This is a genomic window from Asanoa sp. NPDC049573 (genome assembly GCF_040676615.1).
Classification (GTDB): domain Bacteria; phylum Actinomycetota; class Actinomycetes; order Mycobacteriales; family Micromonosporaceae; genus Asanoa.
In genome coordinates this window covers 14,002-38,327 of the sequence record NZ_JBFAPI010000013.1, presented here as the reverse complement: position 1 = coordinate 38,327, position 24,326 = coordinate 14,002, and the positions used below count along the sequence as shown (strand labels likewise).

Genomic DNA, 24,326 nt, shown 5'->3' with positions numbered 1-24,326 from the left:
GCCCGGCGTGTCGCGTCGGCGTGTTGGGAATGGCCATTTGATCGGCGCCGACGGATGCCCGATCATGCCCCCCGCAGGTGCCGATCAAGCAACGCCCGGGCCGCGTTCGGATGGTCGGCGGCGAGCAGCCCGGCCGCCGCGAGCACATAGGACACGTCGACCACCGCCGTCGCGGCCCGCGGCACCGCCCACCCGCCCGCGTAGTCGGTCAGCACCGCTTCGAGCACCTCGGCGGCTTCGCCGGGCGTGGCGTGCCGCAACACCCCACCTGACCCGACCAGCATCCGCGCGTCGCGAAGATCACGCCCGGCCCGACCGGCCGGGCCCCGGGCGTGCCGCCGCACGGCCACGGTGGCGGCCAGCGCCGCGATCCGCCGGTCGACGGCCCGCTCAGCCTCATCAGACGGCACGAACCCGGGCGTCGCGGCCCGCGCCTCGGCCGCCGCCTCCAACGCCGCCAGGCCGAGCTCTGAGGCCGGCCTCCGCGTCGCCGCCGCAGGCCGCGGACCCGTCGCGGTGGCGGCGCCCGGCTTACCCGCCGCGGTGGCGGCGCCCGGCTTACCCGCCGCGGTGGCGGCGCCCGGCTTACCCGCCGCGGTGCGGTGACTCGGGCCGCCGGGCAGGCCCGGTTCGCCCGCCGCTGGCCGCGGACCCGTCGCGGTGGCGAGCCGGCCCGCCGCGCCCCGCGGCGTCAGCGCCGCGGCCGCCCCCGCCGACTCCGCGGACGTCGCGTCCAGGAGCCGCTCGGCGACCGCGGCGCGGATCACGTCGGGCGCGCTCCAGCGCATGCCCAGGTCACCCTCGACGGTTCGCGACCGCCACATCGTGCCGGCGACGTCGTCGGTGCGGCCGTCGGGGGTGAGCACCGAGTAGACGTCGGTGGTGGCCCCGCCGACGTCGACCACCAGCAGGTCGCCGCCGGTGTGGTCGGCCAGCGCCTCGACACCGGTCAGCACCGCGTCCGGGGTCGCCGCCCGGACCAGCGACGGGAACCGCCGGCCCCGGGACAGTCCCTTGCCACCGATCACGTGGGACAGGAACACGTCGCGGATCGCGGCCCGGGCCGGCGCCGGCTCGAGCACCCCGATCCGCGGCAGCACGTTGTCGGTCGCCGTGACCGGCACCCCGGCCGAACTCAGCACGGAAGCCAGCGACTCGCGGACCGAGGCGTTGCCGGCCAGCACGACCGGCACCCGCCAGCGGGCCCGCGCCAGCCGGCGGGCGTTGTGCTCGAGCACGGCCGCGTCACCGCCGTCGGTGCCGCCGACCAGCAGGACCACGTCGGGCAGTGCGGCCCGCAGCGGCGCCAGCGAACCCAGCGGCCCGGCCGACACGTGCACCACCCGGGCGCCGGCGGACAGCCCGACCCGGTGCCCGGCCTGCGCGGTGACCAGCGACTCGTAGCCGACCACGGCCAGCCGCAGGCCGCCGCCGGCCGACGAACACACGTACCAGGAGGACGGGGGAACGGTGACGCCGGTCGCGGCCGCTGCCGCGTCGAGGCCGTGCAGCACGTCGGAGCCCGCGGTGGTCGGGTGGTCGGCCGCCGCGACGACCGCACCGCCGTCGAGGTCGACGACCACCACCTTGGTGTAGGTCGACCCGACGTCGGCGCACAGCGCCAGGCTCACGGCTTCGGCGGGACGACCACCGTGCCGATCGCCGTCGTCGCCACCACCGGCGGTTCGAGCACCTCGGCCGCCGACGAGCCGTGCTGCGGCCGCGCCCGGCAGACCACCCGGCACTCGAACTCGATCACCCGGCTGCGGTTGCCGACGTCGACCACCCGGGCCTCCACGTCGAGGATGTCACCGGCCCGCACCGCCGCCCGGAACTGGATGTCCTGGTAGGACGCGAACAGCCCCTCGTCGCCGTCCATCCGGATGCACACCTCGGTGGCCACGTCACCGAACAGGCCGAGCACATAGGCGCCGTCGACCAGGTTGCCGCCGTAGTGGGCGTGCGAGTAGGGCACATACCGCCGGTGGGTGACCACGAGATCCTTCACGCCGCGACCTCCTTGTCGGCCAACAGCGCGTGCACCAGGTAGGAGGCCACCTCACCCGGTGTCGTACCCCGTCCGAAGATCCGGTCCACGCCCAGCTCCCCCGCCATCGTCTCGTCGAACCGCGGCCCACCGACCACCAGCAGCGGCCGCCTGCCGGCCGGCAGCGCCTCCCGGAAGGCCGCCGACATCTCCCGGGTGTTGTGCAGGTGCGCGTCGCGCTGGGTGACCACCTGCGAGACCAGCACCGCGTCGGCCCGCTCCCGCTGGGCGGCCGCGATCAGCTCCGGCACGGTCACCTGCGCGCCGAGGTTGGTCACCTTCAGCTCCCGGTAATATTCCAGCCCCTTCTCGCCCGCGATCCCCTTCACGTTGAGGATCGCGTCGATCCCGACCGTGTGGGCGTCATCGCCGATACAAGCACCGACCACCGACAGTTTCCGGCGCAGCCGCCGCTTCACCACGGCGTTGACCTCCTTGGCCGACAGGAGGGGATAGGACCGCTCGACCACCTCGACCTTGGACACGTCGACGAGGTGACCCACCCGGCCGTAGACGACGAAGAAGGTGAACCCGTCACCCATCTGCTTCGCGTGCACGAGCATCGCCGGGTCCATGCCCATCTTCGCGGCCAGCTGCAGCGCCGCGCCCTCGGCCCGCTTGTCGTGCGGGAGCGGCAGCGTGAACGACAGCTGCACCATCCCATCCCCGGTGGTGTCCCCGTACGGCCGTACGATCTCGCTCACTGCCCCGCCTCCAACAGCTCGGTGGCCGGGTTGAAGTAGCCGTCCGCGTGGCGCGCCACGCCGGACAACCCCTTGCCCCGGTCGGGCGGCCGTTTCATGATCCCGAAGGTGCCCTCCGCGATGGCGGTCAGCAGCGAATCCCCTTCGATCTTCGACAGCAGATCCACCGCCGAGGCCAGCACCTGGTTGGCCCGCTGCTGGATGAACCCGCCCGGCGCCGGCACGAAGTCCTCGTGCAGCCCACCGGCGGCGTTGAGCACGTAGCGCACGTTCTGCAGGGCGATGTCGCGGTCTGACAGCCACGGCGTCACGACCGCCTCGGTCATCATCCCGACCAGCAGGATGCCCTGCCCGGTCATCGTGCCGGCCAGGTTGAAGAAGCCGTCGAGCAGGTTGCCGCGGAACACGTCGCCGGTCATGTGCTTGGTCGGCGGCATCCACTTCAGCGGCGCGTCCGGGAACAGCTCACGGGCCAGCAGCGCGTGCGCCAACTCCAGCCGGAACGACTCCGGCACGTCCGGGTTGATCTCGAACGCGTGACCGAGCCCGAGCTGCCAGTCGGCCAGCCCCGCCTCGTGCGCGAAGAACTCGTTGAGCAGCTGCGAGACCGTCACCGTGTGGGCCTCGTCGACCGCGTCGGCGGTGGTCAGGTAGTTGTCCTCACCGGTATTGATGATGATCCCGGCCCGGGCGTGCACCTGCCGGGAGAACCGCTGGTCGACGAACGTGCGGATCGGGTTGATGTCGCGGAAAAGGATCCCGTACATCGAGTCGTTGAGCATCATGTCGAGCCGTTCCAGGCCCGCCAGCGTCGCCATCTCCGGCATGCACAGCCCGGACGCGTAGTTGGTCAACCGGACATACCGGCGAAGCTCCCGCGACGACTCGTCCAACGCCGCCCGCATCAACCGGAAGTTCTCCTGCGTGGCGTACGTACCCGCGAAACCCTCCCGGGTCGGCCCCTCCGGCACGTAGTCGAGCAGCGACTGCCCCGTCGACCGGATCACCGCGATCACGTCGGCACCGGCCCGGGCCGCCGCCTGCGCCTGCGGGATGTCCTCGTAGATGTCGCCGGTCGCCACGATCAGGTAGATCCACGGCCGCTGCTTCGGGTCGCCGAACTTCTTGATCAGCCGATCACGCTCGGCCCGGCGCCGGTCGATCGTGCGCAGGCCCGCGGCCGTCGCCCGCCGCGCCGCCTTGCGGGCCGCGGTCGCTTCCCTGCCATCGGGTACGCCGAACCGCACACTGCCCGCCGCCGCCTTCTGCGCCAGCAACGTCAGGTCGGCCGGGGTCAGGCCCTCCCGCGCGAGCGCGTCGAAGACAGGCAGCGCGACACCGTGCGCCAGGCCGACCTCGTCGACGACCGCGTCGACCAGCCGGTTGACCCACGGGATCCCGTCCGGGTCGGCACCGGTCACCCCGGCCAGCCGCAGCACCGCCCGCTCCACCGACACCGTCGTGTGGCTGCGGGCCAGGTCGACGACCGGCTGCCCGGCCCGGCGGGCCAGCTCCCGGGCCCGGGACACGAGCGCCGGGTCGAGATCCAGCTTCGCCATCCGCTCACTCACTCCTCGAAGATCGTCACTCCGCGCACGACGGTGCGCAGGCACCGCGGCAACGGCGTCGGGTCGTCGGGACCCCGCTCGTCGGGCACCTGGGACACCAGGTGCGGCAGGCCGCCGGCATGCCCGGCCGGCGTCTGCCAGACCGCGAACGTCGCCGGTGCGTCCTTGGCCAGCACACCCTCGCCGTCGCGGTGGATCGAGCGCCAGCCGCCCTTGGTGTGCGCGGCGAACGCCGACCGCAGGGCCATCCGGTGCGCCGGGTTGAAGTGCGACATCGCGGCCCGCACCGAGCCCCACGGGTCCATCGGCGTCACCGGCGCGTCCGAACCGAACGCCAGCGTCACACCGACACCGTGCAGGGCGCCCATCGGGTTGGCGTCCATCGAGCGGGCCACGCCCAGCCGCTGCGCGTACATCTGCCTCGGTCCGCCCCAGAGCCGGTCGAAGGCCGGCTGCATGCTCGCCGTGATGCCCATCTCGACGAACGCCGCGATCATCGGCTTGTCGACCAGCTCGGCGTGCTCGATCCGGTGCCGGGCCTGCCGGACCACGTCGACGCCGAGCACCTTCGCCGCGCCGGAGAAGCCCTCCAGCACCTCGGCCAGGGCCGCGTCGCCGATCGCGTGGAAGCCGCCCTGGGTGCCGTGCCGGGCGCAGTCGACGATGTGGTCGCGGGCCTGCTCGGCCGTGACGTAGGAGAAGCCACAACCACCACCACCCAGGAACGGTTCACGCAGGTACGCCGTGCGCGAGCCGAGCGCCCCGTCGGCGTAGAGGTCACCGCCCGCGCCGACCGCGCCGAGCTCCTTGGCCTTCGCGGCCGCCATCAGCTCGCCCCACCAGCCGAACACCTCGGGCAGGCCGTGCTCCGGGCCGGCCAGGGCGAGCAGGCCGGTGAAGTCGTCTTCGTCGGACGTGCCGGGGCCGCCGCACTCGTGCACCGCGCCGATGCCGAGCTGCCCGGCGCGGGTCAGCGCGGTCCGCTGCGCCGCTTTGCGCTGTGCGGCCGACAGCGAGCCGAGCGCGATCTCGCGTACCGCGTGATGGGCTTCCTCCCGCACCCAGCCGGTGTCGCTGAAACCGGGCTCACCCGCCGCCCGCGGCGCCGCCGCCAGCAGGGCGCTGGAGGCCAGGGCGCTGTGCACCGACGCCTGTGTCAGGTAGACGCGGCGGCCGCCGGCGACCCGGTCGAGCTCCGCGGCGGTCGGCGGGACCTGCTCCGGCCACTTCGACTCGTCCCAACCGTGGCCCATGATGATCGCGTCGGCCGGCTGCGTCGTCGCGTAGAGCGCCACCGCGTCGAGCAGCTCGCCCGCCGACGCCGCCGCGCTCAGGTCCAGGCCGGTCAGCACAAGCCCGGTGTCGGTGGCATGCACGTGTGCGTCGACGAACGCCGGCGTGACCAGCGCACCGCCGAGGTCGACGGTGACATCGGCGGCCGGCGCGTCGGCGTCGGGACCCAGCCAGGCGATCCGGCCCGCACGCACGAGCAGCGCGGTCGCCTGGGGCTCGGCCGGCGCGTAGAGCGCGCCGCCCGTGTAGAGCGTCGATTCCATGGGTTCAGTCTGCCCGCAGGCGTTGCTCGAAGAGGCTCCGAACGGCCGGCTCGGCGCGCAGCAGGTCGAGCGCGAACTCGGCGTGACCGGGCACGTACCCGTTGCCGACCAGCATCGTCACGTCGGCCGCGAGACCCTCGGCGCCCAGCGCCGCGGCGGCGAAACTGGTCGCCATCGAGAAGAAGATCACCGTGCCGCCCTCGTCGGTGGCCAGGATCGCACCGTGCTCGCAACCCGGCACGTCGACACAGACCACGGTGATGTCGGCCGGCTTGCCCAGCGCCCGGGTGACCGCCTCGGCCAGGGCGACCGGGTCGCGGGCGTCGGCGACCGCGACCTCGTCGGCGAGGCCGGCCGTCCGCAGCCGGTCGGCCTCGTCGTCGGTCGGCACGATCCCGACCGTGCGCCGCGCGCCGGCGCGCCGGGCGGCCGCGAGCGCGAGCGAACCGCTCTTGCCCGCACCGCCGAGCACCGCCACCGTGTCGCCGGCCGCATGCCCGGGGGCCGCCTTGCGGTCGGTGACCACCCTGCTGGTCAGCGCCGGCGCGCCGCAAACGTCGAGCACCGCGAGAGCGAGCCCGGCGGGAAGGTCTTCGGGGAGCTTCGCCACGATCGACCGGGCGAACAGGATCGCGTGCCCCTCGGCCGGCACCTGCTCGCTGCCACCGTCCCAGCCCTTGAGGCCGTCGGTGATCCGCAGCGGGGTCAGCGTCAGCGACACGAGCGTGGCGACGTGGTCACCGACCGCGAGTCGCAGCGGGGAGCCGGGGCCGACCTCCTCGACCACGCCGATCAGCATCCCGCCGGAGCCGGTCACCGGGTTGTGCATCTTGCCACGCTCTTCAACGATGCCGAGCACCTCGGCGCGCACCGCGTCGCCGTCACCGCCGTGTTTCTCCCGCAACTGTCGGTAGCTGGCGGCGTCGAGATTGAGTCTTTCCACCCGAATCCGCACCTCGTTCGCCCCGATTTCGGGACGATTGTCCACACGCCACGCTGCCTGCGGCAGGACGCCGGCCGGCTCGACGACGCGGTGCAGACCGACCGGTGAGGTCACGGGAGGACTCCTTGATCAAATCGGCGTGGCAGGAAAACTTACGGCAGAATAGTTTGTGGACGAAAGATTTTCCAGTAGCCTTCGCTCGCTGCGGTACACCCCCACCGCCGGAAAGAGGAGGAGCACGTGACGGTTGACCTCGGATCGCGTACCCCCGACGCGGCTCCCACCGGGACGGGCACCGGCCAGCCCTACGAATACCGGCGGCGGCCGCTCGTCGAACCCGACTGGACCCGTTTCCCCGGCTGGCGACACGTCACCCGGGACCAGTGGGAGTCCGCGCAGTGGCAACGGGTCAACTGCGTCAAGAACGTCAAGCAGCTGCAGGCCGTACTCGGTGATCTCGTCGGTGAGACCTTCTACAAGGACCTCATCGAGGACCAGAAGGCCCTCGCGACCATGTCGATGCTGGTCACGCCGCAGATGCTCAACACCATGATGTCCGGCGGCACGATGAGCACCGAGGCGTTCTACCTCGACCCGGTCCGCCGCTACATGATCCCGGTCGCCTCCGACCGGCGCACCGACTGGCCGTCACACCCCTACGCGTCGCGCGACTCGCTGCACGAGCACGACATGTGGGTCGCCGAGGGCCTCACCCACCGCTACCCGACCAAGGTGCTCGCCGAACTGCTGTCGACCTGCCCGCAGTACTGCGGCCACTGCACCCGGATGGACCTCGTCGGCAACTCCACACCGGCGGTCGAGAAGCTCAAGCTGACGTTGAAGCCGGTCGACCGCTATGCCGCGCATATCGACTATCTGAAGGCCCACCCCGGCGTGCGCGACGTGGTCGTCTCCGGCGGCGACGTGGCCAACGTGCCATGGCGCAACCTCGAGTCCTACCTGATGAGCCTGCTGTCGATCGAGACCGTGCGCGACATCCGGCTGGCCACCAAGGCGCTGATGGGCCTGCCCCAGCACTGGCTGCAGCCCGACGTGGTCGAGGGCCTGGAGCGGGTCGCCCGCACCGCCGCCCGGCGCGGCGTCAACCTGGCCATCCACACCCACGTCAACCACGCGCAGTCGCTGACACCGTTGGTGGCGCGGGCGGCACAGACCGCTCTAGAGGTCGGCGTCCGGGACGTGCGCAACCAGGGCGTGCTGATGCGCGGCGTCAACGCGACCACGGCCGACCTGCTCGACCTCTGTTTCGCACTGCAGGGCGAGGCCGGCATCCTGCCCTACTACTTCTACATGTGCGACATGATCCCCAACGCCGAACACTGGCGGGTCCCGGTCTGGCAGGCACACCAACTGCAGCACGACCTGATGGGCTATCTCCCGGGGTACGCGACCCCACGGATCGTGTGCGACGTGCCGTTCGTGGGCAAGCGCTGGGTGCACATGCTGACGGAGTACGACCGGGAGCGCGGCATCTCCTACTGGACGAAGAACTACCGCACCTCGATCGAGACCGCCGACGGCGAGGCGCTGACCAAGCGCTTCCCGTACTACGACCCGATCGACACGCTCCCCAAGTCCGGCCAGGACTGGTGGGCCACGCAGGCATGAAAGAAGGGCCCCCGGTTCGGGGGCCCTTCTCCTGTTTCCGGGTCTTGTGTCTCCAGGATCAGCTCAGCGCGTCCTTGATGTCGCGGCCGGCGTCCTTGACGTGCTCGCCCGCCTGCTTCGCCTGCGCGCTCGTCTGGTCGGCCTGACCCTCGGCCTGAAGCTGCTCGTCGTCGGTCGCGTCGCCGGCCCGCTCCTTGGCGCCGCCCTTGAGTTCCTCGACCTTGTTTCGCACCTTGTCGGTGAAGCTCATCGTCACTCCAGTTTGGTTCGCCGATCTGTTTCCATCGGACAACCAATAGATTCCCGAACCGGGCACGGGCGAAACCTCAGCTTTGTTGCGCGATGACCACCTCGGCCAGGCGCGGCAGAAAGAACTCCCAGCCCTCACGGTGACTACGCGCCTCGTCGCGGTCGATCCGGCTGCTCTGGTCGTAGTCACCCTGCGCCAGCCGCAACACCGCACCGGCGTCGACATTGACATCGACCCGCCGCGCCGGCAGCTCCGGGGCGTGGTCCCAGGCCCAGGAAAACCCGAACCGCCCGGTGGCCTGGTCGAGGTCGGTGACGACGCCACGCATGGTCTGGCCGAGCCTGTCGAAGTAGGCGACGTAGCGCCCACCGATCTCAGGCTCCACGGTCAACTCGGCGCCACCCCACCAACGCCGCACCGCGGCCGGGTCGAGGAACGCCCCCACAACCTCGCTGGGTGTCGCACCAGGCACCTCGACCGTGACCCGCAACCAAGGGTCCGTCGCAGTCGGCATCGAAACGTGCACGCCACTCCCCCGTCGTAGCCGTCGCCTTCAGTCTGTCAGCCGGCGCACACCCTGTAAGGCATCCTAGGATGGAAGGTGCGGAGGGCCGATACCGCCTCGGTACGGCAAACGTTGGGTGACGGGCCTTCCGCGAAGTATTCGATGGTCAGCACGGTCGCGGCCCACACGCGTCCGTGCCTCCAGTGGGCCGGGCCACGCCAGGCACGGCCTGGGCACCGGCAGGGCAAGCTGCCGCAGTGGCCTCGGGGGCGCCGCCTGCAATGGCGTGAGCCGCAGCAGGCGGCGCGGCCCGAGCGGCGTGAGCCGCAGGGGCGGCACGGCCCGCAGGTGCGGCCCCTCGCGGCGAGCCGCACGCGGCACCGCCAGGCTCAGCCGCAGCGGCCTCGGCCGCAGACGCGGCACTGCAGTGGGCCGCCTGCTTACGCGGGCACACCGCCCTTCCCCGGACCCGGACTACTTGGGCTGGGCCCGGCCGGAGAACCGCGGCCTAGACCCAAACAGGGCCTCCGCCGCATGACCGCGCCCGGTCAAGAAGCGCCGGCGACGTTGGCAGTGAAAAGGCCGGCGCCACACCGCCTATGGCGTCCTAGGATGATGTTAATAGGCGGCGGAGGGGGGCCGCCTTGGCGGCCGCCTCGGCTACCTCGGCGGCGGGGTCGCTGCCCCAGGTGATGCCGCCGCCGGCCCAGAGGTGTAGGCGGTCCGCGTCGGCCGCGGCCGTGCGGATGGTCAGGCCCAGGTCCAGGTCGCCGCCGGCGTCGATCCAGCCCAGTGCGCCCATGCTGGGGCCGCGGCCGACCGGTTCCAGGGCGGCGATCTGCTCCAGCGCTGCCAGTTTCGGTGCGCCGGTCACCGAGCCGCCGGGGCAGGTCGCGCGCAGCAGGTCGGCCAAGCCGATTCCGTCTGCCAACTCGGCCGAGACCACCGATTCGGCCTGCCACAGGTCGCTCCACGTGCGGATCGCGAACAGTTCGTCCACCCGTACGGAGCCGGTGCGAGCGACCCGGCCCAGGTCGTTGCGGGCGAGATCGACGATCATGATGTGTTCGGCCCGCTCCTTCGCCGACGCGAGCAGTTCCCGCCGGCCCTCGGCCGTCGCCTTGCGGGTGCCCTTGATCGGCTTGGTGGTGACCCGGCCGCCGGCGACCTTGATCAGGGTTTCCGGTGAGGCGCAGCCGATCGCCCAGCCGGCGCCGGTCAGCACGCCGCCGTAGTGCGCCCCGGGCAGCCCACCCAGCCTGGCCAGCGCGGGCAGCGGGTCCCCGACGTACGGCGCCGAGGCGTGGCCGACGACGTTGACCTGGTAGACGTCGCCGCGGCCGATCGCCTCGCGGGCCGCTGCCACCGCGGCCGCGTGCTCCGCCGGGGTCCAACTTGGCTCCCACTCCCCCAGCCGCCATTCGCGGGCGGCCGGCGACGAGCCTGGCGCGGGCTCACCTGTCCCAAAATGCTCATATACCACTGCGACCAGATCCGGCACAGCGGGTGCCGGCGTGGGCTTCGCCACAGGGCCGCGCTCGACCATGGCCGCCGCCCCCGCTGCGGAGATCAGAATGGCGGCGCCGCAGAGTGAGACGGACTCGCTTTTGGCTACGGAGCGTGACAGGCTTGGGGTTGAGAACGACCGCACGTTCAGTCCGTCAGCGGTGAGGAAATCTTCGAGATGCTGGGCCGGATCGCCACCCTCCGTGGAGCGCCACTCCATACGGGAGCGCTCTCTTATACGGAGAGTGCATGTGGCGCCTACGCCAGCAAAACCGGTAGCAGGATGTGGGAGCGTTTCCACGCCGATCGGTCCGAAGTTACTCATACGAAGGGTGGATTCTTCCGTGCCAGCGCCGTTAGTTGCTCGTACGCTCCCCGCCCAAGGGAGTAGCGTCCGCTACTGGTCATGTGAACCATGACACAGCACCCCCATCGTCCGGAGACCCAGATGTGCCAGCACCAACCGAATTGCCCCTCCGCCGAAGCCACCGATCGCGACGCCGCCACCACCGTCGCGTGCTTTCCGGAGCAGGGCTGGAGCCTGCTCTGCAACGGCGTGATCCTCTTCGAGGACACCGGTGAGCTGCTCCCCGACGGCCGCACCATCGCGCCCCACCGTGGCCCCGCCCGCCACGCCCTCGCGGCCTAGCCGCACAAAAGCCACAAGAGCCACAAAAGCCACCAGGGCCACAAGAGCCACGAGCACCACAAGCACCACAAGCACCACCCCGGAGCCACCAGCGGCAGCGCCCTAGAAGCCAGAGCCTAGGCCCCCCGCCCGAGGGGGAACCCAACGAGTTCCCCCTCGCGAGCGAGCACCCCCGAAGGCGAGACCGCGGCCTACTCGAACGCCTCCGGCGGCGGGCAGGCGCACACCAGGTTCCGGTCGCCGAAGGCACCGTCGATCCGGCGCACGGGCGACCAGTACTTGCCGACGCGCGACACCCCGAACGGATACGCCGCCACCGAGCGCGGGTAGGCGTGCTCCCACTCGTCACCGGTCACCATCGCCGCCGTGTGCGGCGCGTTGCCCAGCGGGTTGTCCTCGCGGGGCCACTCACCCGAACCGACCTTGGCGATCTCCTCGCGGATCGCGATCATCGCGTCGCAGAACCGGTCGAGCTCGGCCAGGTCTTCGCTCTCCGTCGGCTCGACCATGAGGGTCCCGGCCACCGGGAACGACATCGTCGGGGCGTGGAAGCCGTAGTCGATCAACCGCTTGGCCACGTCGTCTACCGAAACGCCGGTCGCCTTGGTCAGCGGGCGCAGGTCGAGGATGCACTCGTGGGCGACCAGGCCCTTGTTGCCGCTGTAGAGCACCGGGTAGTGCTCGCGCAGCCGCACCGCCACGTAGTTGGCCGCCAGCACCGCCGCGCCGGTCGCCCGGGTCAGCCCCTCGGCGCCCATCATCCGCAGGTAGGCCCACGGGATCGGCAGGATGCCGGCCGAACCGTGCCGGGCGCCCGACACCGCGACGCCGCCGGCGGTGCCGCCGGATCGCGCCGAGTGCGAGGTCCGCGACGCGGTCGCGCCCAGCGGGTCGCCGGGCAGGAAGGGCGCGAGATGACCGCGTACGCCGATCGGGCCGACGCCCGGGCCGCCGCCACCGTGCGGGATGCAGAACGTCTTGTGCAGGTTGAGGTGTGACACGTCGGCGCCGAAGCGCCCGGGCTTGGCGAAGCCGACCAGCGCGTTGAGGTTGGCGCCGTCGACGTAGACCTGGCCGCCGGCGTCGTGCACCTTGGCGCACAGCGAGGCGATGCCGGTCTCGTACACCCCGTGCGTCGACGGGTAGGTCACCATGATCGCCGCAAGGCGCGAAGCGTGCGCGGAGATCTTCGCGTCGAGGTCGACCAGGTCGACGTTGCCCTCGTCGTCGCAGGCGACCACGACGACCCGCATGCCGGCCATCACGGCGGACGCGGCGTTGGTGCCGTGCGCCGACGACGGGATCAGGCAGACGTCGCGCTCGAGGTCGCCGCGCGACCGGTGGTAGCCGCGGATCGCCAGCAGACCGGCCAGCTCACCCTGCGACCCGGCGTTGGGCTGCACCGACACGGCGTCGTAGCCGGTCACCTCGGCCAGCCACGACTCCAGCGACGTGATCAGCTCCCGGTAACCGGAGGTCTGGGCGGCCGGCGCGTGCGGGTGGATGTTGGCGAACTCGGGCCAGCTGATCGGCTCCATCTCGGTGGTCGCGTTGAGCTTCATCGTGCAGGAGCCCAGCGGGATCATGCCCCGGTCGAGCGCGTAGTCGAGGTCGGAGAGCCGCCGCAGGTAGCGCAGCATCGCCGTCTCCGAGCGGTGCGCGTGGAACACCGGGTGGGTCAGGAAGTCGGAGGTACGCGCGAGGGCGGACGGCAGGTCGGCGGAGACGGTGCCGGAGAACGCCGGCACCCCGAACGCCTCCCACACGATGGCCAGGTGAGCGCGGGTCGTGGTCTCGTCGCACGCGATGCCGACCCGGTCGGCGTCGACCTGCCGCAGGTTGACGCCCCGCGCCGCGGCCGCGGCGACCACGGCCGCCGCGCGCCCGGGCACGACGGCGGTCACCGTGTCGAAGAACGCCTCGTCGGGAACGGAGACCCCGCCCGCCCGCAGACCCGCCGCCAGCCGCGCGGCGTGTTCGTGCGCGTGCCGCGCGATCGAGCGCAGCCCGTCGGGACCGTGATAGACGGCGTACATGCTGGCGATGACGGCGAGCAGCACCTGCGCGGTGCAGATGTTGCTGGTCGCCTTCTCCCGCCGGATGTGCTGCTCGCGCGTCTGCAGCGCGAGCCGGTAGGCGGGCGCCCCGTCGGCGTCGCGGGAGACCCCGACCAGCCGGCCGGGCAGCATCCGCTCCAGACCCGCGCGGACCGCGAGGTAGCCGGCGTGCGGACCACCGAATCCCATGGGTACGCCGAACCGCTGCGTCGTGCCGGCCGCGATGTCGGCCCCGATCTCCCCCGGCGCCCGCAGCAGCGTCAGCGCCAGCAGGTCGGCCGCCACGGTGACCAGCGCACCGGCCTCGTGCGCCGCGGCCACCAGCGAAGCCTGGTCGCGGACGGCGCCGGACGCGCCCGGGTACTGCAGGTGCAGGCCGAAGAACTCCGCCGGCAACGCCGACGGCCCGGCCGACAGGTCGGTGACCTGAACGGTGATGCCGAGCGGCTCGGCCCGCCCCTCGATCACGGCGAGCGTCTGCGGCAGCGTGTCGGCGTCGACGACGTACACCGGCGATTTGGTCTTGGCGGCGCGCCGCGCCAGGGTCATCGCCTCGGCGGCCGCGGTGGCCTCGTCCAGCATCGACGCGTTGGCCGTGGTCAGCCCGGTCAGGTCGGAGACCATCGTCTGGAAGTTGAGCAGCGCCTCGAGCCGGCCCTGGCTGATCTCCGGCTGGTAGGGCGTGTAGGCCGTGTACCAGGCCGGGCTCTCCAGCACGTTGCGGCGGATCACGGCCGGGGTGTGTGTGCCGTAGTAGCCGTTGCCGATCATCGAGACGTTGACCGTGTTGCGGTCGGCCAGCCCGCGCAACTCGGCGATCACCTCGGCCTCGGAGGCCGCCGGCGGCAGGTTGAGCGTGCCGTGCCAGCGGATCACCTCGGGGATCGCGGCGTCCATCAACTCGTCGACCGTGCCGTAGCCGACCGTGTCGAGCATCCGGCGCTCGCTGTCGCGGTCAGGCCCGATGTGGCGATCTGCGAAGGAAGCGGTCATCGGCGGAACTCCTGGAGGGCGAGGGATCGAGGTCGAGGAGCAACCTCCCCCTCTGTCGGGCCCGGAACGGGTCCTCCAGAGTCGCCATGTCCGCGTGGTCCTTTTGCCTGAGAGGTTCCGGGGAGGATTTGCCCCTTCGGCGCCGCCCGGTCGGAACAACCGGCGATCTCTCCCACGCGGATGGTGTCGGCACCACCAACGGTACCAGTGTTGATGTTCGCAAGGGCTTCTCGCCTACGCTGTCGGCCGTGACCTACCTCGCCGCCGATGACCGTTACGACTCGATGACCTACCGCCGGGCCGGCCGCAGCGGGGTCCGGCTCCCCGCCGTCTCGCTGGGCCTCTGGCACAACTTCGGCCACGGGCGTCCCTTGGACACCCAGGCCGACATCCTGCGCCGCGCGTTCGACCTCGGGGTGACCCACTTCGACCTGGCCAACAACTACGGCCCGCCGCCCGGGTCGGCCGAGGAGAACTTCGGCCGGATCATGGCCCGCGACTTCCGCACCTACCGCGACGAGATGATCATCTCGACCAAGGCCGGCTACCTGATGTGGCCCGGGCCCTATGGCGAGTGGGGCTCGCGCAAATACCTGCTCTCGTCGCTGGACCAGTCGCTCAAGCGGATGGGCCTGGACTACGTGGACGTCTTCTACCACCACCGGCCCGACCCGGACACGCCGCTGGAGGAGACGATGGCGGCGCTGGACCACGCGGTCCGGTCCGGGCGCGCGCAATACGTCGCGATCTCCAACTACACCTCCGAGCAGACCGCTGCCGCGGCCAGGATCCTTGCTGACCTCGGTACGCCGTTGCTGCTGCACCAACCCTCGTACTCGATGCTCAACCGCTGGATCGAGCGCGACAACCTGCTCGACACCCTGGCCGAGGTCGGTGCCGGCTGCATCGCGTTCAGCCCGCTGCAGCAGGGCCTGCTGACCGACCGTTACCTGGGCGGCGTACCGGCCGACTCGCGGATCGCGACCGGCGGCTTCCTCAAGGAGAGCGCGCTCGACGAGGGCACGATGGCGGTCGTCCGCGAGCTCAACGAGATCGCCCGGGGCCGCGGCCAGACGCTCGCCCAGCTCGCGCTGGCGTGGGCGCTGCGCGACGAGCGGATGACCAGCCTGATCATCGGCGCCAGCAGCGTCAGGCAACTCGAGGACAACGTCGGCGCGCTCGACAACCTGGCGTTGTCGGCCGAGGACCTCAACGCCATCGACGGGGCGCTGGCGAACCCGATGTGACCGCGGGGTGGCGCCCGTGATCGACAATGGGGCGGTGGAGCCGTCGAACGCACCGCCGCCCCCGCGCCGCCGGCGTCGCTGGCTCCGGCCGCTGCTGATCACGGCGGCCGCCGTCGTGGTGGCCGTGCCGGCCGCGATCCTGGGCAGCGGGCTGTGGTTGCACGCGACCGCCCGCGGCCACGTCTATCCACTCGCGAGCGTGCCGGCCGCGCCGGTCGTGCTGGTGCTCGGCGCCCAGGTCTATCCCGACGGGACGCCGTCGCCGTTCCTGGCCGCCCGGCTCGACCTGGCCCGCCAGCTCTACGACGCCGGCACCGTGCGGGCCGTGCTGGTCTCCGGCGACCACGGCGCCTGGGCCTACGACGAGCCGGGCGCGATGAGCAAGTGGCTGGTCGACCGCGGCGTGCCCGCGCGCAAGGTGGTGCAGGACCATGCCGGGTTCGACACCTACGACTCGTGCGTGCGCGCGAAGAAGGTCTTCGGCGTCGGCAAGCTGATCGTGGTCACGCAGAGCTTCCACATCGACCGGGCCGTGGCGCTGTGCCGCGACGCCGGCATCGACGCGGTCGGGGTCGGCGACACGTCCGTCAAGCAGTTCAGGACGGCCTGGGATCGGGGCGCGTTCCGAGAGCGGCTGGCGGCGGTCAAGGCGGCGTGGGACGTGGCCACCGGGCGCGACCCGGTGTTCCTCGGGCCACGGGAGACCGGGATCGACGACGCGCTCGCGGGGTGATCCGCGCCCCCGCGGCGTGGCAGGATGCCCGGGTGCGCGCTCCCCTCCGTACCGTGGCCATCGTCGGTTTTGTTGCCTTTCTCGCCGGATGCGGCGGTCGGTCCGCTTCCCCGGCCGCGTTCAGCACGCCCGGCGCGAGCCCGTCGACCGCGGTCACCGGCGCCGACGCCCTCGGGCGCGGGCCGGCGCGGCCGACCCCGACGGCCACGCCCAGCCGCGCCCCCGCCGGCTGCAGCGGGCAACTACCGGCCGACAACGTCTGGCGGGCCGACGTCTCGAAGCTGCCGGTGCACCCGCGTTCGGCCGCGATGGTGGCCAGCATCGGGGCCGGCGCGGCGGTGCATCCCGACTTCGGGTCCGGCACCTACGAGGGCGCGCCGATCGGCATCCCGGTCACCACCGTGCCGGCCGGGCAGAAGAAGGTCACGGTCTCGTTCGAGTACGCGTCGGAGAGCGACAAGGGCCCCTACCCGATCCCGGCCAACGCGAAGATCGAGGGCGGCCCGCAGGCCGACGGCGACCGGCACGTGATCGCGTTCGACAGGTCGGCCTGCAAGGTCTACGAGCTGTTCTCCGCGTTCCCGCAGGGCGGCGGCTGGCGGGCCGGCTCCGGTGCGGTGTTCGACCTGCGCTCCGACAAGCTGCGCCCGGCCGGCTGGACCTCGGCCGACGCCTCCGGCCTGTCGATCTTCGCCGGCCTCGTCCGCTACGAGGAGGTGGCCGCCGGGCGGATCGACCACGCGATCCGGATCACCGTGCCGAAGACCCGCAGCGGCTACACCTGGCCGGCGACCCACTCGGCGTCGTCGGCGACCGACGCCGGGCTGCCGCAACTGGGCCAGCGACTGCGGCTCAAGGCGTCGGTCAACACCTCGTCGATGCCCAAGCAGGCCAGGATCGTCGCCGACGCGATGAAGCGCTACGGCGTGATCGTCGCCGACCACGGTTCGGCCTGGTTCATCTCCGGCGCGCCCGACGACCACTGGGACAACGACGCGCTGCGGGCGCTCAAGTCGTTGACCGGCAGCGACTTCGAGGTCGTCGACACCAGCGGCCTGGTCGTCAGCAAGACCTCCGGGGCGGTGAAGCGCCCGTAGGCCGCGGATCGGGGCGCACCGCCAAGCGGTCGACCCGGCACACGCTCGGCGCCGGGATCCACCACCTCTCCAGGCGGGCCGGGTCGGTCCAGGCCGCCCACACGGTCGCCCGCGACGCGCGGATCACCCGGGCCAGGGTCAGGCCGAGGTCGGGATTCCTGGTTGGTTCTCCTCGGCGCCGGTGACGAGGCTCTCCTGGCGGTCGGTGCGGTCCTCCCAGACGCGGCGCTGCTCGGCCAGCCAGTCGTCGAGCACCGCGAGGCGCTCGCGGTTGAGCACGCAGGTGCGCACCCGGCCGGACTTGAGCGTGCTGATCAGCCCGCTCGACTCCAGCGTGCGCACGTGCTTCATGAACGACGGCAGCGTCATCGGGAACTCGCGGGCCAGGTCACCCACGCTGGTGGGACCGCGACCGAGGCGCCGGATCACACCGCGTCGCGTCGGGTCGGCCAGCGCGACGAACACGTCGTCGAGCCCGGCCGAATACTGTGCCATGAGGCTAAGTATCGCGGGGTAGCGATACTTAGCGCAAGAGCTCAGCGTTGGCGATCAGCCGGCGCGGCGGCGGGCCCGGCGGGCGGCGAGTTCGTCGCCGGTCGGCTCGTCCGCGGGCTCGTCGGCCGGGGCCGGCTCGGCCGGCTCGGCGGGCAGGTGCGAGAGCGAACCCTGGATCTCCTTGAACGCACCGCCGATGGCGATGCCGAACACGCCCTGGCCGCCCTGGAGCAGGTCGACGACCTCTTCCGGCGACCGGCACTCGTAGACCGTGGTGCCGTCGGAGATCAGCGTGATGCCGGCGAGGTCGTCGACGCCGCGGGAGCGCAGCGTCTCGATCGCCTTGCGGATGTTCTGCAGCGAGACGCCGGCGTCGAGCAGGCGCTTGACCACCTTGAGGACGACCAGGTCGCGGAACGAGTAGAGGCGCTGCGTGCCGGAGCCGGACGCGTCGCGGACACTCGGCACGACCAGTGCCGTGCGGGCCCAGTAGTCGAGCTGGCGGTAGCTGATGCCGACCGCGTGGCAGGCGGTTACGCCTCGGTAGCCGACGGAGTCGTCGTCAGTGGGGACCGACGGAGCGTCGGTGTCGGATCTACCCGCAGGATCAGGATCACGTGGGTCGGGCATGTGGCTACCTCCCCGCCAGCGGGGTGCCGCGTCGTGCCGGGACGCGCACCCGTCAACAGCGCCAACCCTATAGCTCACATTGAGCGGGAGGGCGCAGGCTTTGCGCCGACACGCCGCGATCTGAGGACATCACCCGCCGCGCGCTCGCGGCCGAGCGTGGCTCAGCCCGCGAAGTCTTCCGGGCGGACCTGCTCGAGGAACTCCCGGAACTTCTCGACCTCGTCCTCCTGCTCGTCAGGAATGACGATGCCGGCCTCGGAGAGCACCTGCTCGGCGCAGCGGATGGGCGCGCCGACCCGCAGCGCCAGCGCGATCGAGTCGCTCGGGCGGGCGGAGACCCGCAGGTTGTTGTCGCCGATCAGCAGATCCGCGTAGAAGACGTTTTCCTTCAGCTCGACGATCTCCACGGCGTTGAGCGGCGCCTTCAGGGCAGCCAGCACGTCGCGGAGAAGATCATGGGTCAGCGGCCGGGCCGGCTTCACGCCCTGCTGCTCGTAGGCGATCGCCGTGGCCTCCACCGCACCGATCCAGATCGGCAGGTAGCGGTCGCCTTCGACCTCTCGGAGCAGCACAATCGGCTGGTTGCTGGGCAACTCGACCCGAACCCCGACCACGCTCAGCTCACGCACCGCGCCTCCGTGTCGTTGTCGTCATCCCAGCACCGTCGCCGGCCCCTTCCTTGCACGGTACACGCGCGGACGGAGCGCGTCCCGCACGCGCGGTCGGTGCCGAGAGGGGAACCGCCTTCGAGCCTACGTGATCTGGGTCGGTCGACGTCAGCCTGGGACCCGGCGTCAGCGACCCAGGGTGTCGCGCAGACCGGCCCGCACGAGCGCGGCACGCAGCTGCTGGGCCAGACCGGTCAGCTCCTGGGCGGCCGCGGCCGCCCGGGCCCGGGCGGCCGGGTCGTTCTGCCGGGCCAGCGGGCCGACCAGCTGCGCGAAGAGGCCAACATCACGGTCGGCGGCCGCCTTGTAGCCGCGCAGGTGGCGCACCTGGAGCCCGTAGGACGCCAGGCCGGCGACCGCGGCCGCGATCACCAGCGCGTCGGCGTCGTACCAGCCGGGGGTGCGCTGGGTCACCATCCCCAGCTCCTCCAGCTCGGCCAGGCTGGCCGGGTCGACGCCGGTGCGCTCGATCAGCTCGGCCCGCTGGACCAGCGCGTCGGCCGGCGGCGCGGCCGGCTCGTCGGGGACGGCGACCAGCACGGGACGGCGGGGCGCGACGTCGTCGCCGCGTTCCCACGCCTCCAGCTCGGAGCGGATCACCCGCAGCGGCAGGTAGCGGTCGCGTTGCGCGGTCAGCACGAAGCGCAGCCGGTCGACGTCGCGCCAGCTGTACTTGCGGTAGCCGGCCGGCGTGCGTTGTGGTTCGACCAGCCCCTCCGCCTCGAGGAAGCGCAGCTTGGAGATGGTGGTGTCGGGGAACTCCGGGCGCAGTTCGGCCAGGACCTCACCGATGCTCATGCGCGGTAACCTGCGCGGGTCGGCGCCGGCCGCCGCGCCCGGGGCACGTTCGGTCACGCGTCGCCTCCCGCGTCAGCCGCGCGCGGACTCCTCGTCAGGGCGGGGTCCGGCGATGAACACGAGCCGGAACTTGCCGATCTGCACCTCGTCGCCGTTGCTGAGCGTCGCCGCCTCGACCCGTTCGCGGTTGACGTAGGTGCCGTTGAGGCTGCCCACGTCGCGCACCGTGAAGGTGCCGCCGTCGCGGTGGAACTCGGCGTGGCGACGGGAGACCGTCACGTCGTCGAGGAAGATGTCACTGTCGGGGTGCCGGCCGCTCGTGGTCACGTCGTGGTCCAGCAGGAACCGGGCGCCCGCGTTGGGGCCGCGCCGGACGACCAGCAAGGCCATTCCCGGCGGCAGCGAGCCCGACATGCGGCCGGGCACGACGTCAGCGTCTGGGCCCTCCAGCACTTCGTCGAGCGAGCCCAGGTTGAGCGTCGACGTGACGTCGAGTGGGGGAAACTCGTCGTCGGGGCGCGTCATCGGTCCACCTCACGGATCTTTCGGCAGCGGCGCCGGACACCCCGGCCCCTTTGGGCAGCAACTTGAACAAGTCAAAAACAACCTCGCGAGCCTAGCCAGCCCCGAAATCCAGGGTCAACCAGACGCGCGGGCACTTCTGAACGCTCCGAAGGGCTGGATCAACCCTCGGTGATCTGACGGTACGCATCGGCGGTCAACAGGCTGTCGAGGGCCGCCGGGTCGCTCGGCTCGATCTCGACCAGCCAGCCCGCGCCGTATGGGTCTGAGTTGATCGTCTCCGGTTCGTCGACGAGCTTCTCGTTGCGTGCCACCACCGTCCCGGAAATCGGAGCGTAGATCTCCGAGACGCTCTTGGTGGACTCGACCTCCCCGAACGAGTCGCCCGCGGAAACCTGCGCGCCCTGCTCCGGAAGCTGGACGTAGACGATGTCGCCGAGCGCGTCCTGCGCGAAGTGGGTGATGCCCACCCGTGCGGGGCCGTCGCCGCCGCGTACCCATTCGTGCTCCGCGGTGTATCGCAGGTCGTCAGGAATCACTATCGGTTCCTTCGTCGTCGGTCAGCTCACCGGCTTGGCGTGCTTGAGATTGACAGGCTCGGCGATGGCCGTGACGTCGACCGTGTCGTGCTCGTCGACGATCACGTTACCGCCGTCGCCTTTGATCGACGGCACCAGCCCGTCCGGAATGTTGAGGGCGGTGCGCATCGTCGGCGGATCGCCGATGACGGTGATCGTGTAAGGGCCGGTCAGGCGCTTGCCGGACACCTCGAGACCGCCGTCGGCGTCGACGAAGTAGGTGCTCGCCACGATCCGCACGGTGGTGCCGTCGACGCCGGCGATCTGCATCGCCTCGGCGTCGGCGCCGCGCAGTTCCTGCACCGCGTTGAGGATGTCGGACGCCTCGATCGCCTTCGGCCCGGCGATGAACCGGATGGTCAGGCCCGGCCCGCGGGCCGCCGCGGTGCCGGCCAGGATGGCCAGCTCGTCGGCCCGCTTGCTGGCCTCCTCCAGCGCCGCCTGGCGGCCCTGCGCGCCGGACTGGAGCTGACGCTGGCTGTCCTCGAGGGACGCGATCTCGCGCTGCAGGCGGTCTTCCTGCCCCTGCAGGTCGGACTGCAGCCGCACCAGGTCGTCTTCGCGCATCGCGGCCAGGTCGGAGTCGACCGACTTGCCGCGCAACTGCACCGCGAGGGTGAAGCCGAGCAGGGCGAGCAACACGAGAATCACCACACCCGCGGTGCCGCGCCGCTTGCGCGCCGGACCCGCGGGCGCCGGGTCCGCGTCCGGTCCGGGTTCGCCTTCATCGGATACGGGCGGCGGGGTGACGGTGGCATCCTCGGAATGCTCGGGCCGGGGCAGGGCAACGGTCGCCTCGCCGGCGCCCCGCTCTGCCGCCTCCCGGGTCGTCTCCACGTCTTCCGGCCGCGCCACGCCTTCCGGCCGGGCCGGACCTTCCGGCTGCGCCTGGCGTTCTGGCCGCGCCAGGTCTTCCGGCTGCGCCTGGCGTTCTGGCCGCGCCAGGTCTTCCGGCCGCGCCAAGTCTTCCGGCCGCGCCAAGTCTTCCGGCCGCGCCTGGCGTTCTGGCCGCGCCAGGTCTTCCGGCCGCGCCAGGTCTTCCGGCCGCGCCAGGTCTTCCGATGCTGCCGGGTCCGGTCTTGGCTCCGGTTTCTGCGGGGATGGCTCCCCGGTTGTGCTCGGGGTGACCGGGGAGAGGCGCACCGTCGCCTCGTCCGGGCCTGGGTCCGGTGTCGGCGCCGGCCGGTTGGGGTTCGGGCGTCCCGGGTTGGGCCGGCGGGCCGGCTTCGTTGGCTCGGCGGGCCTGCCGCCGTCGCGGGGGTCGTCGGTCATCGTCGCTCCTCCCCGATCAGGCCCGGAACAGGTGTCGGCGGATGGCGGCCACATTGCCGAAGATGCGGACCCCGAGGACGACCACCACGCCGGTGGAGAGTTGCCCGCCCACGCCGAGCTGGTCGCCAAGGTAGACGATGAGCGCGGCGACCAGCACGTTCGAGATGAACGAGATGACGAACTGCTGGTCGTCGAAGATGCCGTCGAGCTTGGCCCGGACGCCGCCGAACACGGCGTCGAGCGCCGCTACCACCGCGATCGGCAGGTAGGGCTCGAGCCAACCGGGCACGGTCGGGCCGAACACGATGCCGAGGACGACACCCACGACGAGGGCGAGAACGGGGATCATCTAGCCGCCTCCGGACGGGCTCTGGGAGGTGACGCCGGGCGTGGGGGTGGCGCTGGCCGGCGTCGGACGGGTCGCGTAGTTGAGCTGCGGCTCGGTGGCCGCGGGCAGGTTGAGGTCGTCCTGGCGGTGGGTCTCGAAGCCGATGTGCTCGCTGTCGGCGACCCTGCGCATCAGCGCGGCCGCGGCGGTGTCGGCGAACTTGTCCTCGAGGTCGCCGGGCCCGATCACCCGGATCTCGTAGGGGCTGGTGACCGGCCGGAAGTCGACCAGGATCGCGCCGCCGGCCTTGCGGATCGTCGAGGTCGCGGTCAGCCGCTGGTCGTTGATCGCGATCGCCTCGGCGCCGGAGGCCCAGAGCGCGTTGGTGACCAGTTGCAGGTCACGGTCGAAGATCCGGTTGAGGTCGTTCTCGTCGGCCTTCTCGTCGGCGTCGGGCGCGTCGGCCAGCCGGACGATCAGCCCGTCGCCGGTGACCCGGCGCAGCCCGGTCGCGGCCTCGACGGCCCGGCGCTGTGCCGCCTCGCCGCTGCCCAGGGCGGCGTCGCGCTCGCGGGCCACCTCGTCGCGCAGTTGGTCGGCCTGGCCGCGCAGGTTGTCGGTGGCCTGCTGGCGCTGCTTGATCTGGGTGACCAGCTCGGCCCGGGCCTGGCTGCGGCGCGGTTCGTCGGCGACCGTCTGCCGGTAGGCGACGGCGAACAGCAGGCCGATCAGCCCGGCCACGACCACCGCCGCGACCCGGCGCGCGCCGTAGCGCCAGCCGGTCGGCGGGCCCTCCTTGGCGCGTCGGGCGGCCGCGTCCGCGTACCCCGGATCAAGGGGGTTGCTGAAGAGTTCGGAGAGGAAGTCGGGCGACATCCAGCGACGTTGGGCCGACCGGCCCCGCTCCTCCGCCGGCTCCGGTGCGGTCACGCCGGCTCCCGGCCGGCGCGGATCACCCGGACGGCCTGGCCGACGTAGAGGAAGCCGGCGATCCAGTAGAGGATGATGCCCCACCAGGCCAGCCCCCAGCCGATCGCGGCGGCGCCGGTCTCGATCGGCGGCGCGGCCCGGGCCAGCAGCAGCACCGGGAAGGCGGCGAGCAGGATGAAGGTGGCGGTCTTGCCGAGGTAGTGGACCTGCGGCGGGCCGAACCCGTTGCGGCGCAGCACGGCCAGGCAGACGACCATCATCAGCTCGCGGGCGACCAGCGCGGCGGTGAACTCCCAGGGCACGATCTCGCGGTACGTGAACGCGACCAGCACGGCCAGGATGTAGAGCCGGTCGGCGAGCGGGTCGAGCAACTCGCCGAGCCGGCTGACCTGGCCGAGCCGGCGGGCGACCCAGCCGTCGATCCAGTCGCTGCTGCCGCCGACGGCCAGCACGACCACGGCGGCGATGTCGTTGTGCGGGCCGAGCATCAGCCACATGAAGACCGGGACGCCGAGCAGCCGCAGGAAGCTGATCAGGTTGGGCAGCGTCAGAACACGGTCAGCTGCCACGGCAGGCGTACGCGACACCGCAGCCTCCTCCAGCGCGACGGGCCTCCCCCGG

The 24,326-nt window shown here is 71.9% G+C and carries 26 protein-coding genes and 1 riboswitch; of the genes, 5 read left to right on the top strand and 21 right to left on the bottom strand.

Going from position 1 to position 24,326, the window contains the following annotated elements; genetic code table 11:
* Window positions 1–62: 62 nt before the first annotated feature.
* Genes AB0J74_RS26105 through AB0J74_RS26080 form a run of 6 tightly spaced genes read right to left on the bottom strand, consistent with a single transcriptional unit; the run spans window position 63 to window position 6,932 of the window.
* Entirely contained in the window at window positions 63–1,631 is a 1,569-nt protein-coding gene (locus AB0J74_RS26105) for a glutamate mutase L (protein ID WP_363452320.1), read from the bottom strand.
* Window positions 1,628–2,008, bottom strand: coding sequence for a hotdog fold domain-containing protein (locus AB0J74_RS26100; protein ID WP_363452318.1), 381 nt, complete (start codon window positions 2,006–2,008; stop codon window positions 1,628–1,630). Before AB0J74_RS26100 ends, AB0J74_RS26105 begins: the two co-directional genes overlap by 4 nt.
* Entirely contained in the window at window positions 2,005–2,751 is a 747-nt protein-coding gene (locus tag AB0J74_RS26095) for an OAM dimerization domain-containing protein (protein WP_363452316.1), read from the bottom strand. The genes AB0J74_RS26100 and AB0J74_RS26095 overlap by 4 nt, the downstream gene beginning before the upstream one ends.
* Complete coding sequence (locus AB0J74_RS26090; RefSeq protein ID WP_363452314.1) at window positions 2,748–4,310, bottom strand: lysine 5,6-aminomutase subunit alpha; 1,563 nt, start codon at window positions 4,308–4,310, stop codon at window positions 2,748–2,750. The genes AB0J74_RS26095 and AB0J74_RS26090 overlap by 4 nt, the downstream gene beginning before the upstream one ends.
* An 8-nt stretch (window positions 4,311–4,318) precedes the next feature.
* Entirely contained in the window at window positions 4,319–5,875 is a 1,557-nt protein-coding gene (locus AB0J74_RS26085; protein WP_363452312.1) for an amidohydrolase family protein, read from the bottom strand.
* Window positions 5,876–5,879: 4 nt separating this feature from the next.
* Window positions 5,880–6,932: an L-erythro-3,5-diaminohexanoate dehydrogenase gene (locus AB0J74_RS26080; RefSeq protein ID WP_363452310.1), complete on the bottom strand. Its 1,053-nt coding sequence runs from the start codon at window positions 6,930–6,932 to the stop codon at window positions 5,880–5,882.
* Between the two features lie 126 nt (window positions 6,933–7,058).
* Here AB0J74_RS26080 and AB0J74_RS26075 point away from each other — a divergent pair, with 126 nt between their 5' ends.
* Complete coding sequence (locus tag AB0J74_RS26075; protein ID WP_363452308.1) at window positions 7,059–8,447, top strand: lysine 2,3-aminomutase; 1,389 nt, start codon at window positions 7,059–7,061, stop codon at window positions 8,445–8,447.
* A gap of 58 nt (window positions 8,448–8,505) precedes the next feature.
* On the opposite strand, the gene AB0J74_RS26070 is transcribed toward AB0J74_RS26075, so the two are convergent.
* The 3 genes from AB0J74_RS26070 to AB0J74_RS26060 all read right to left on the bottom strand — a co-directional run bounded on the left by AB0J74_RS26070 (window position 8,506) and on the right by AB0J74_RS26060 (window position 11,033).
* Window positions 8,506–8,697: a CsbD family protein gene (locus AB0J74_RS26070; protein ID WP_363452306.1), complete on the bottom strand. Its 192-nt coding sequence runs from the start codon at window positions 8,695–8,697 to the stop codon at window positions 8,506–8,508.
* Between the two features lie 76 nt (window positions 8,698–8,773).
* Window positions 8,774–9,211, bottom strand: coding sequence for an SRPBCC domain-containing protein (locus AB0J74_RS26065; RefSeq protein WP_363452304.1), 438 nt, complete (start codon window positions 9,209–9,211; stop codon window positions 8,774–8,776).
* Window positions 9,212–9,809: 598 nt separating this feature from the next.
* Window positions 9,810–11,033 (bottom strand): chorismate-binding protein, encoded by a 1,224-nt coding sequence (locus AB0J74_RS26060; protein ID WP_363452302.1) that lies wholly within the window; start codon window positions 11,031–11,033, stop codon window positions 9,810–9,812.
* A gap of 123 nt (window positions 11,034–11,156) precedes the next feature.
* Between AB0J74_RS26060 and AB0J74_RS26055 the strand changes: the two genes are divergently transcribed.
* A complete protein-coding gene (locus tag AB0J74_RS26055; RefSeq protein WP_363452708.1) occupies window positions 11,157–11,357 on the top strand; it encodes a DUF5999 family protein in 201 nt (66 codons plus the stop codon).
* Window positions 11,358–11,548: 191 nt separating this feature from the next.
* Here the strand turns inward: AB0J74_RS26055 and gcvP are convergent, their stop codons facing one another.
* On the bottom strand, window positions 11,549–14,407 hold the full coding sequence (gene gcvP / locus AB0J74_RS26050; RefSeq protein WP_363452300.1) for an aminomethyl-transferring glycine dehydrogenase: 2,859 nt from the start codon (window positions 14,405–14,407) through the stop codon (window positions 11,549–11,551).
* Between the two features lie 85 nt (window positions 14,408–14,492).
* Window positions 14,493–14,592, bottom strand: a riboswitch (glycine riboswitch).
* Window positions 14,593–14,655: 63 nt separating this feature from the next.
* On the opposite strand from gcvP, the gene mgrA reads away from it, so the two are divergent.
* The 3 genes from mgrA to AB0J74_RS26035 all read left to right on the top strand — a co-directional run bounded on the left by mgrA (window position 14,656) and on the right by AB0J74_RS26035 (window position 17,484).
* Entirely contained in the window at window positions 14,656–15,654 is a 999-nt protein-coding gene (mgrA, locus tag AB0J74_RS26045) for an L-glyceraldehyde 3-phosphate reductase (protein ID WP_363452298.1), read from the top strand.
* Window positions 15,655–15,748: 94 nt separating this feature from the next.
* A complete protein-coding gene (locus AB0J74_RS26040; RefSeq protein ID WP_363452706.1) occupies window positions 15,749–16,387 on the top strand; it encodes an ElyC/SanA/YdcF family protein in 639 nt (212 codons plus the stop codon).
* A gap of 32 nt (window positions 16,388–16,419) precedes the next feature.
* Entirely contained in the window at window positions 16,420–17,484 is a 1,065-nt protein-coding gene (locus tag AB0J74_RS26035; RefSeq protein ID WP_363452296.1) for a hypothetical protein, read from the top strand.
* Here AB0J74_RS26035 and AB0J74_RS26030 read toward each other — a convergent pair.
* From AB0J74_RS26030 to AB0J74_RS25980, 11 genes are all read right to left on the bottom strand, one after another.
* The gene (locus tag AB0J74_RS26030; protein ID WP_363452294.1) at window positions 17,450–17,611 is read right to left on the bottom strand and encodes an SRPBCC domain-containing protein; all 162 of its coding nucleotides are present in this window, start codon (window positions 17,609–17,611) and stop codon (window positions 17,450–17,452) included. The two genes, AB0J74_RS26035 and AB0J74_RS26030, sit on opposite strands and share 35 nt — an antisense overlap.
* Before the next feature lie 11 nt (window positions 17,612–17,622).
* Window positions 17,623–17,979, bottom strand: coding sequence for a metalloregulator ArsR/SmtB family transcription factor (locus AB0J74_RS26025; protein WP_363452292.1), 357 nt, complete (start codon window positions 17,977–17,979; stop codon window positions 17,623–17,625).
* A 54-nt stretch (window positions 17,980–18,033) separates the two neighbouring features.
* A complete protein-coding gene (locus AB0J74_RS26020; protein WP_363452290.1) occupies window positions 18,034–18,609 on the bottom strand; it encodes a MerR family transcriptional regulator in 576 nt (191 codons plus the stop codon).
* Window positions 18,610–18,770: 161 nt separating this feature from the next.
* Complete coding sequence (locus tag AB0J74_RS26015; RefSeq protein ID WP_363452288.1) at window positions 18,771–19,238, bottom strand: bifunctional nuclease family protein; 468 nt, start codon at window positions 19,236–19,238, stop codon at window positions 18,771–18,773.
* Between the two features lie 165 nt (window positions 19,239–19,403).
* Window positions 19,404–20,075, bottom strand: a complete 672-nt coding sequence (locus AB0J74_RS26010) for a MerR family transcriptional regulator (protein ID WP_363452286.1) — start codon at window positions 20,073–20,075, stop codon at window positions 19,404–19,406.
* A gap of 72 nt (window positions 20,076–20,147) precedes the next feature.
* On the bottom strand, window positions 20,148–20,600 hold the full coding sequence (locus tag AB0J74_RS26005; RefSeq protein WP_089243529.1) for an FHA domain-containing protein: 453 nt from the start codon (window positions 20,598–20,600) through the stop codon (window positions 20,148–20,150).
* A 158-nt stretch (window positions 20,601–20,758) separates the two neighbouring features.
* Complete coding sequence (gcvH, locus tag AB0J74_RS26000) at window positions 20,759–21,136, bottom strand: glycine cleavage system protein GcvH (RefSeq protein WP_363452284.1); 378 nt, start codon at window positions 21,134–21,136, stop codon at window positions 20,759–20,761.
* Between the two features lie 21 nt (window positions 21,137–21,157).
* Entirely contained in the window at window positions 21,158–21,958 is an 801-nt protein-coding gene (locus AB0J74_RS25995; RefSeq protein WP_363452704.1) for a DUF881 domain-containing protein, read from the bottom strand.
* Between the two features lie 505 nt (window positions 21,959–22,463).
* A complete protein-coding gene (locus AB0J74_RS25990) occupies window positions 22,464–22,796 on the bottom strand; it encodes a small basic family protein (protein WP_116072392.1) in 333 nt (110 codons plus the stop codon).
* Complete coding sequence (locus tag AB0J74_RS25985) at window positions 22,797–23,651, bottom strand: DUF881 domain-containing protein (RefSeq protein ID WP_363452702.1); 855 nt, start codon at window positions 23,649–23,651, stop codon at window positions 22,797–22,799.
* Between the two features lie 50 nt (window positions 23,652–23,701).
* Window positions 23,702–24,292 carry a CDP-alcohol phosphatidyltransferase family protein gene (locus tag AB0J74_RS25980; RefSeq protein ID WP_363452281.1) on the bottom strand — a complete coding sequence of 197 codons (591 nt, stop codon included), beginning with the start codon at window positions 24,290–24,292 and terminating at the stop codon, window positions 23,702–23,704.
* Between the last annotated feature and the right edge of the window lie 34 nt (window positions 24,293–24,326).

What these genes read in the sequence shown, in the direction of transcription:
- AB0J74_RS26090 (WP_363452314.1), bottom strand. Translation starts at nt 4,310, where the DNA reads ATGGCGAAGCTGGATCTCGACCCGGCGCTCGTGTCCCGGGCCCGGGAG.
- AB0J74_RS26085 (WP_363452312.1), bottom strand. Translation starts at nt 5,875, where the DNA reads ATGGAATCGACGCTCTACACGGGCGGCGCGCTCTACGCGCCGGCCGAG.
- AB0J74_RS26070 (WP_363452306.1), bottom strand. Translation starts at nt 8,697, where the DNA reads ATGAGCTTCACCGACAAGGTGCGAAACAAGGTCGAGGAACTCAAGGGC.
- AB0J74_RS26065 (WP_363452304.1), bottom strand. Translation starts at nt 9,211, where the DNA reads ATGCCGACTGCGACGGACCCTTGGTTGCGGGTCACGGTCGAGGTGCCT.
- AB0J74_RS26060 (WP_363452302.1), bottom strand. Translation starts at nt 11,033, where the DNA reads ATGAGTAACTTCGGACCGATCGGCGTGGAAACGCTCCCACATCCTGCT.
- AB0J74_RS26055 (WP_363452708.1), top strand. Translation starts at nt 11,157, where the DNA reads ATGTGCCAGCACCAACCGAATTGCCCCTCCGCCGAAGCCACCGATCGC.
- gcvP (WP_363452300.1), bottom strand. Translation starts at nt 14,407, where the DNA reads ATGACCGCTTCCTTCGCAGATCGCCACATCGGGCCTGACCGCGACAGC.
- AB0J74_RS26025 (WP_363452292.1), bottom strand. Translation starts at nt 17,979, where the DNA reads ATGGCACAGTATTCGGCCGGGCTCGACGACGTGTTCGTCGCGCTGGCC.
- AB0J74_RS26020 (WP_363452290.1), bottom strand. Translation starts at nt 18,609, where the DNA reads ATGCCCGACCCACGTGATCCTGATCCTGCGGGTAGATCCGACACCGAC.
- AB0J74_RS26010 (WP_363452286.1), bottom strand. Translation starts at nt 20,075, where the DNA reads ATGAGCATCGGTGAGGTCCTGGCCGAACTGCGCCCGGAGTTCCCCGAC.
- AB0J74_RS26005 (WP_089243529.1), bottom strand. Translation starts at nt 20,600, where the DNA reads ATGACGCGCCCCGACGACGAGTTTCCCCCACTCGACGTCACGTCGACG.
- AB0J74_RS25990 (WP_116072392.1), bottom strand. Translation starts at nt 22,796, where the DNA reads ATGATCCCCGTTCTCGCCCTCGTCGTGGGTGTCGTCCTCGGCATCGTG.
- AB0J74_RS25985 (WP_363452702.1), bottom strand. Translation starts at nt 23,651, where the DNA reads ATGTCGCCCGACTTCCTCTCCGAACTCTTCAGCAACCCCCTTGATCCG.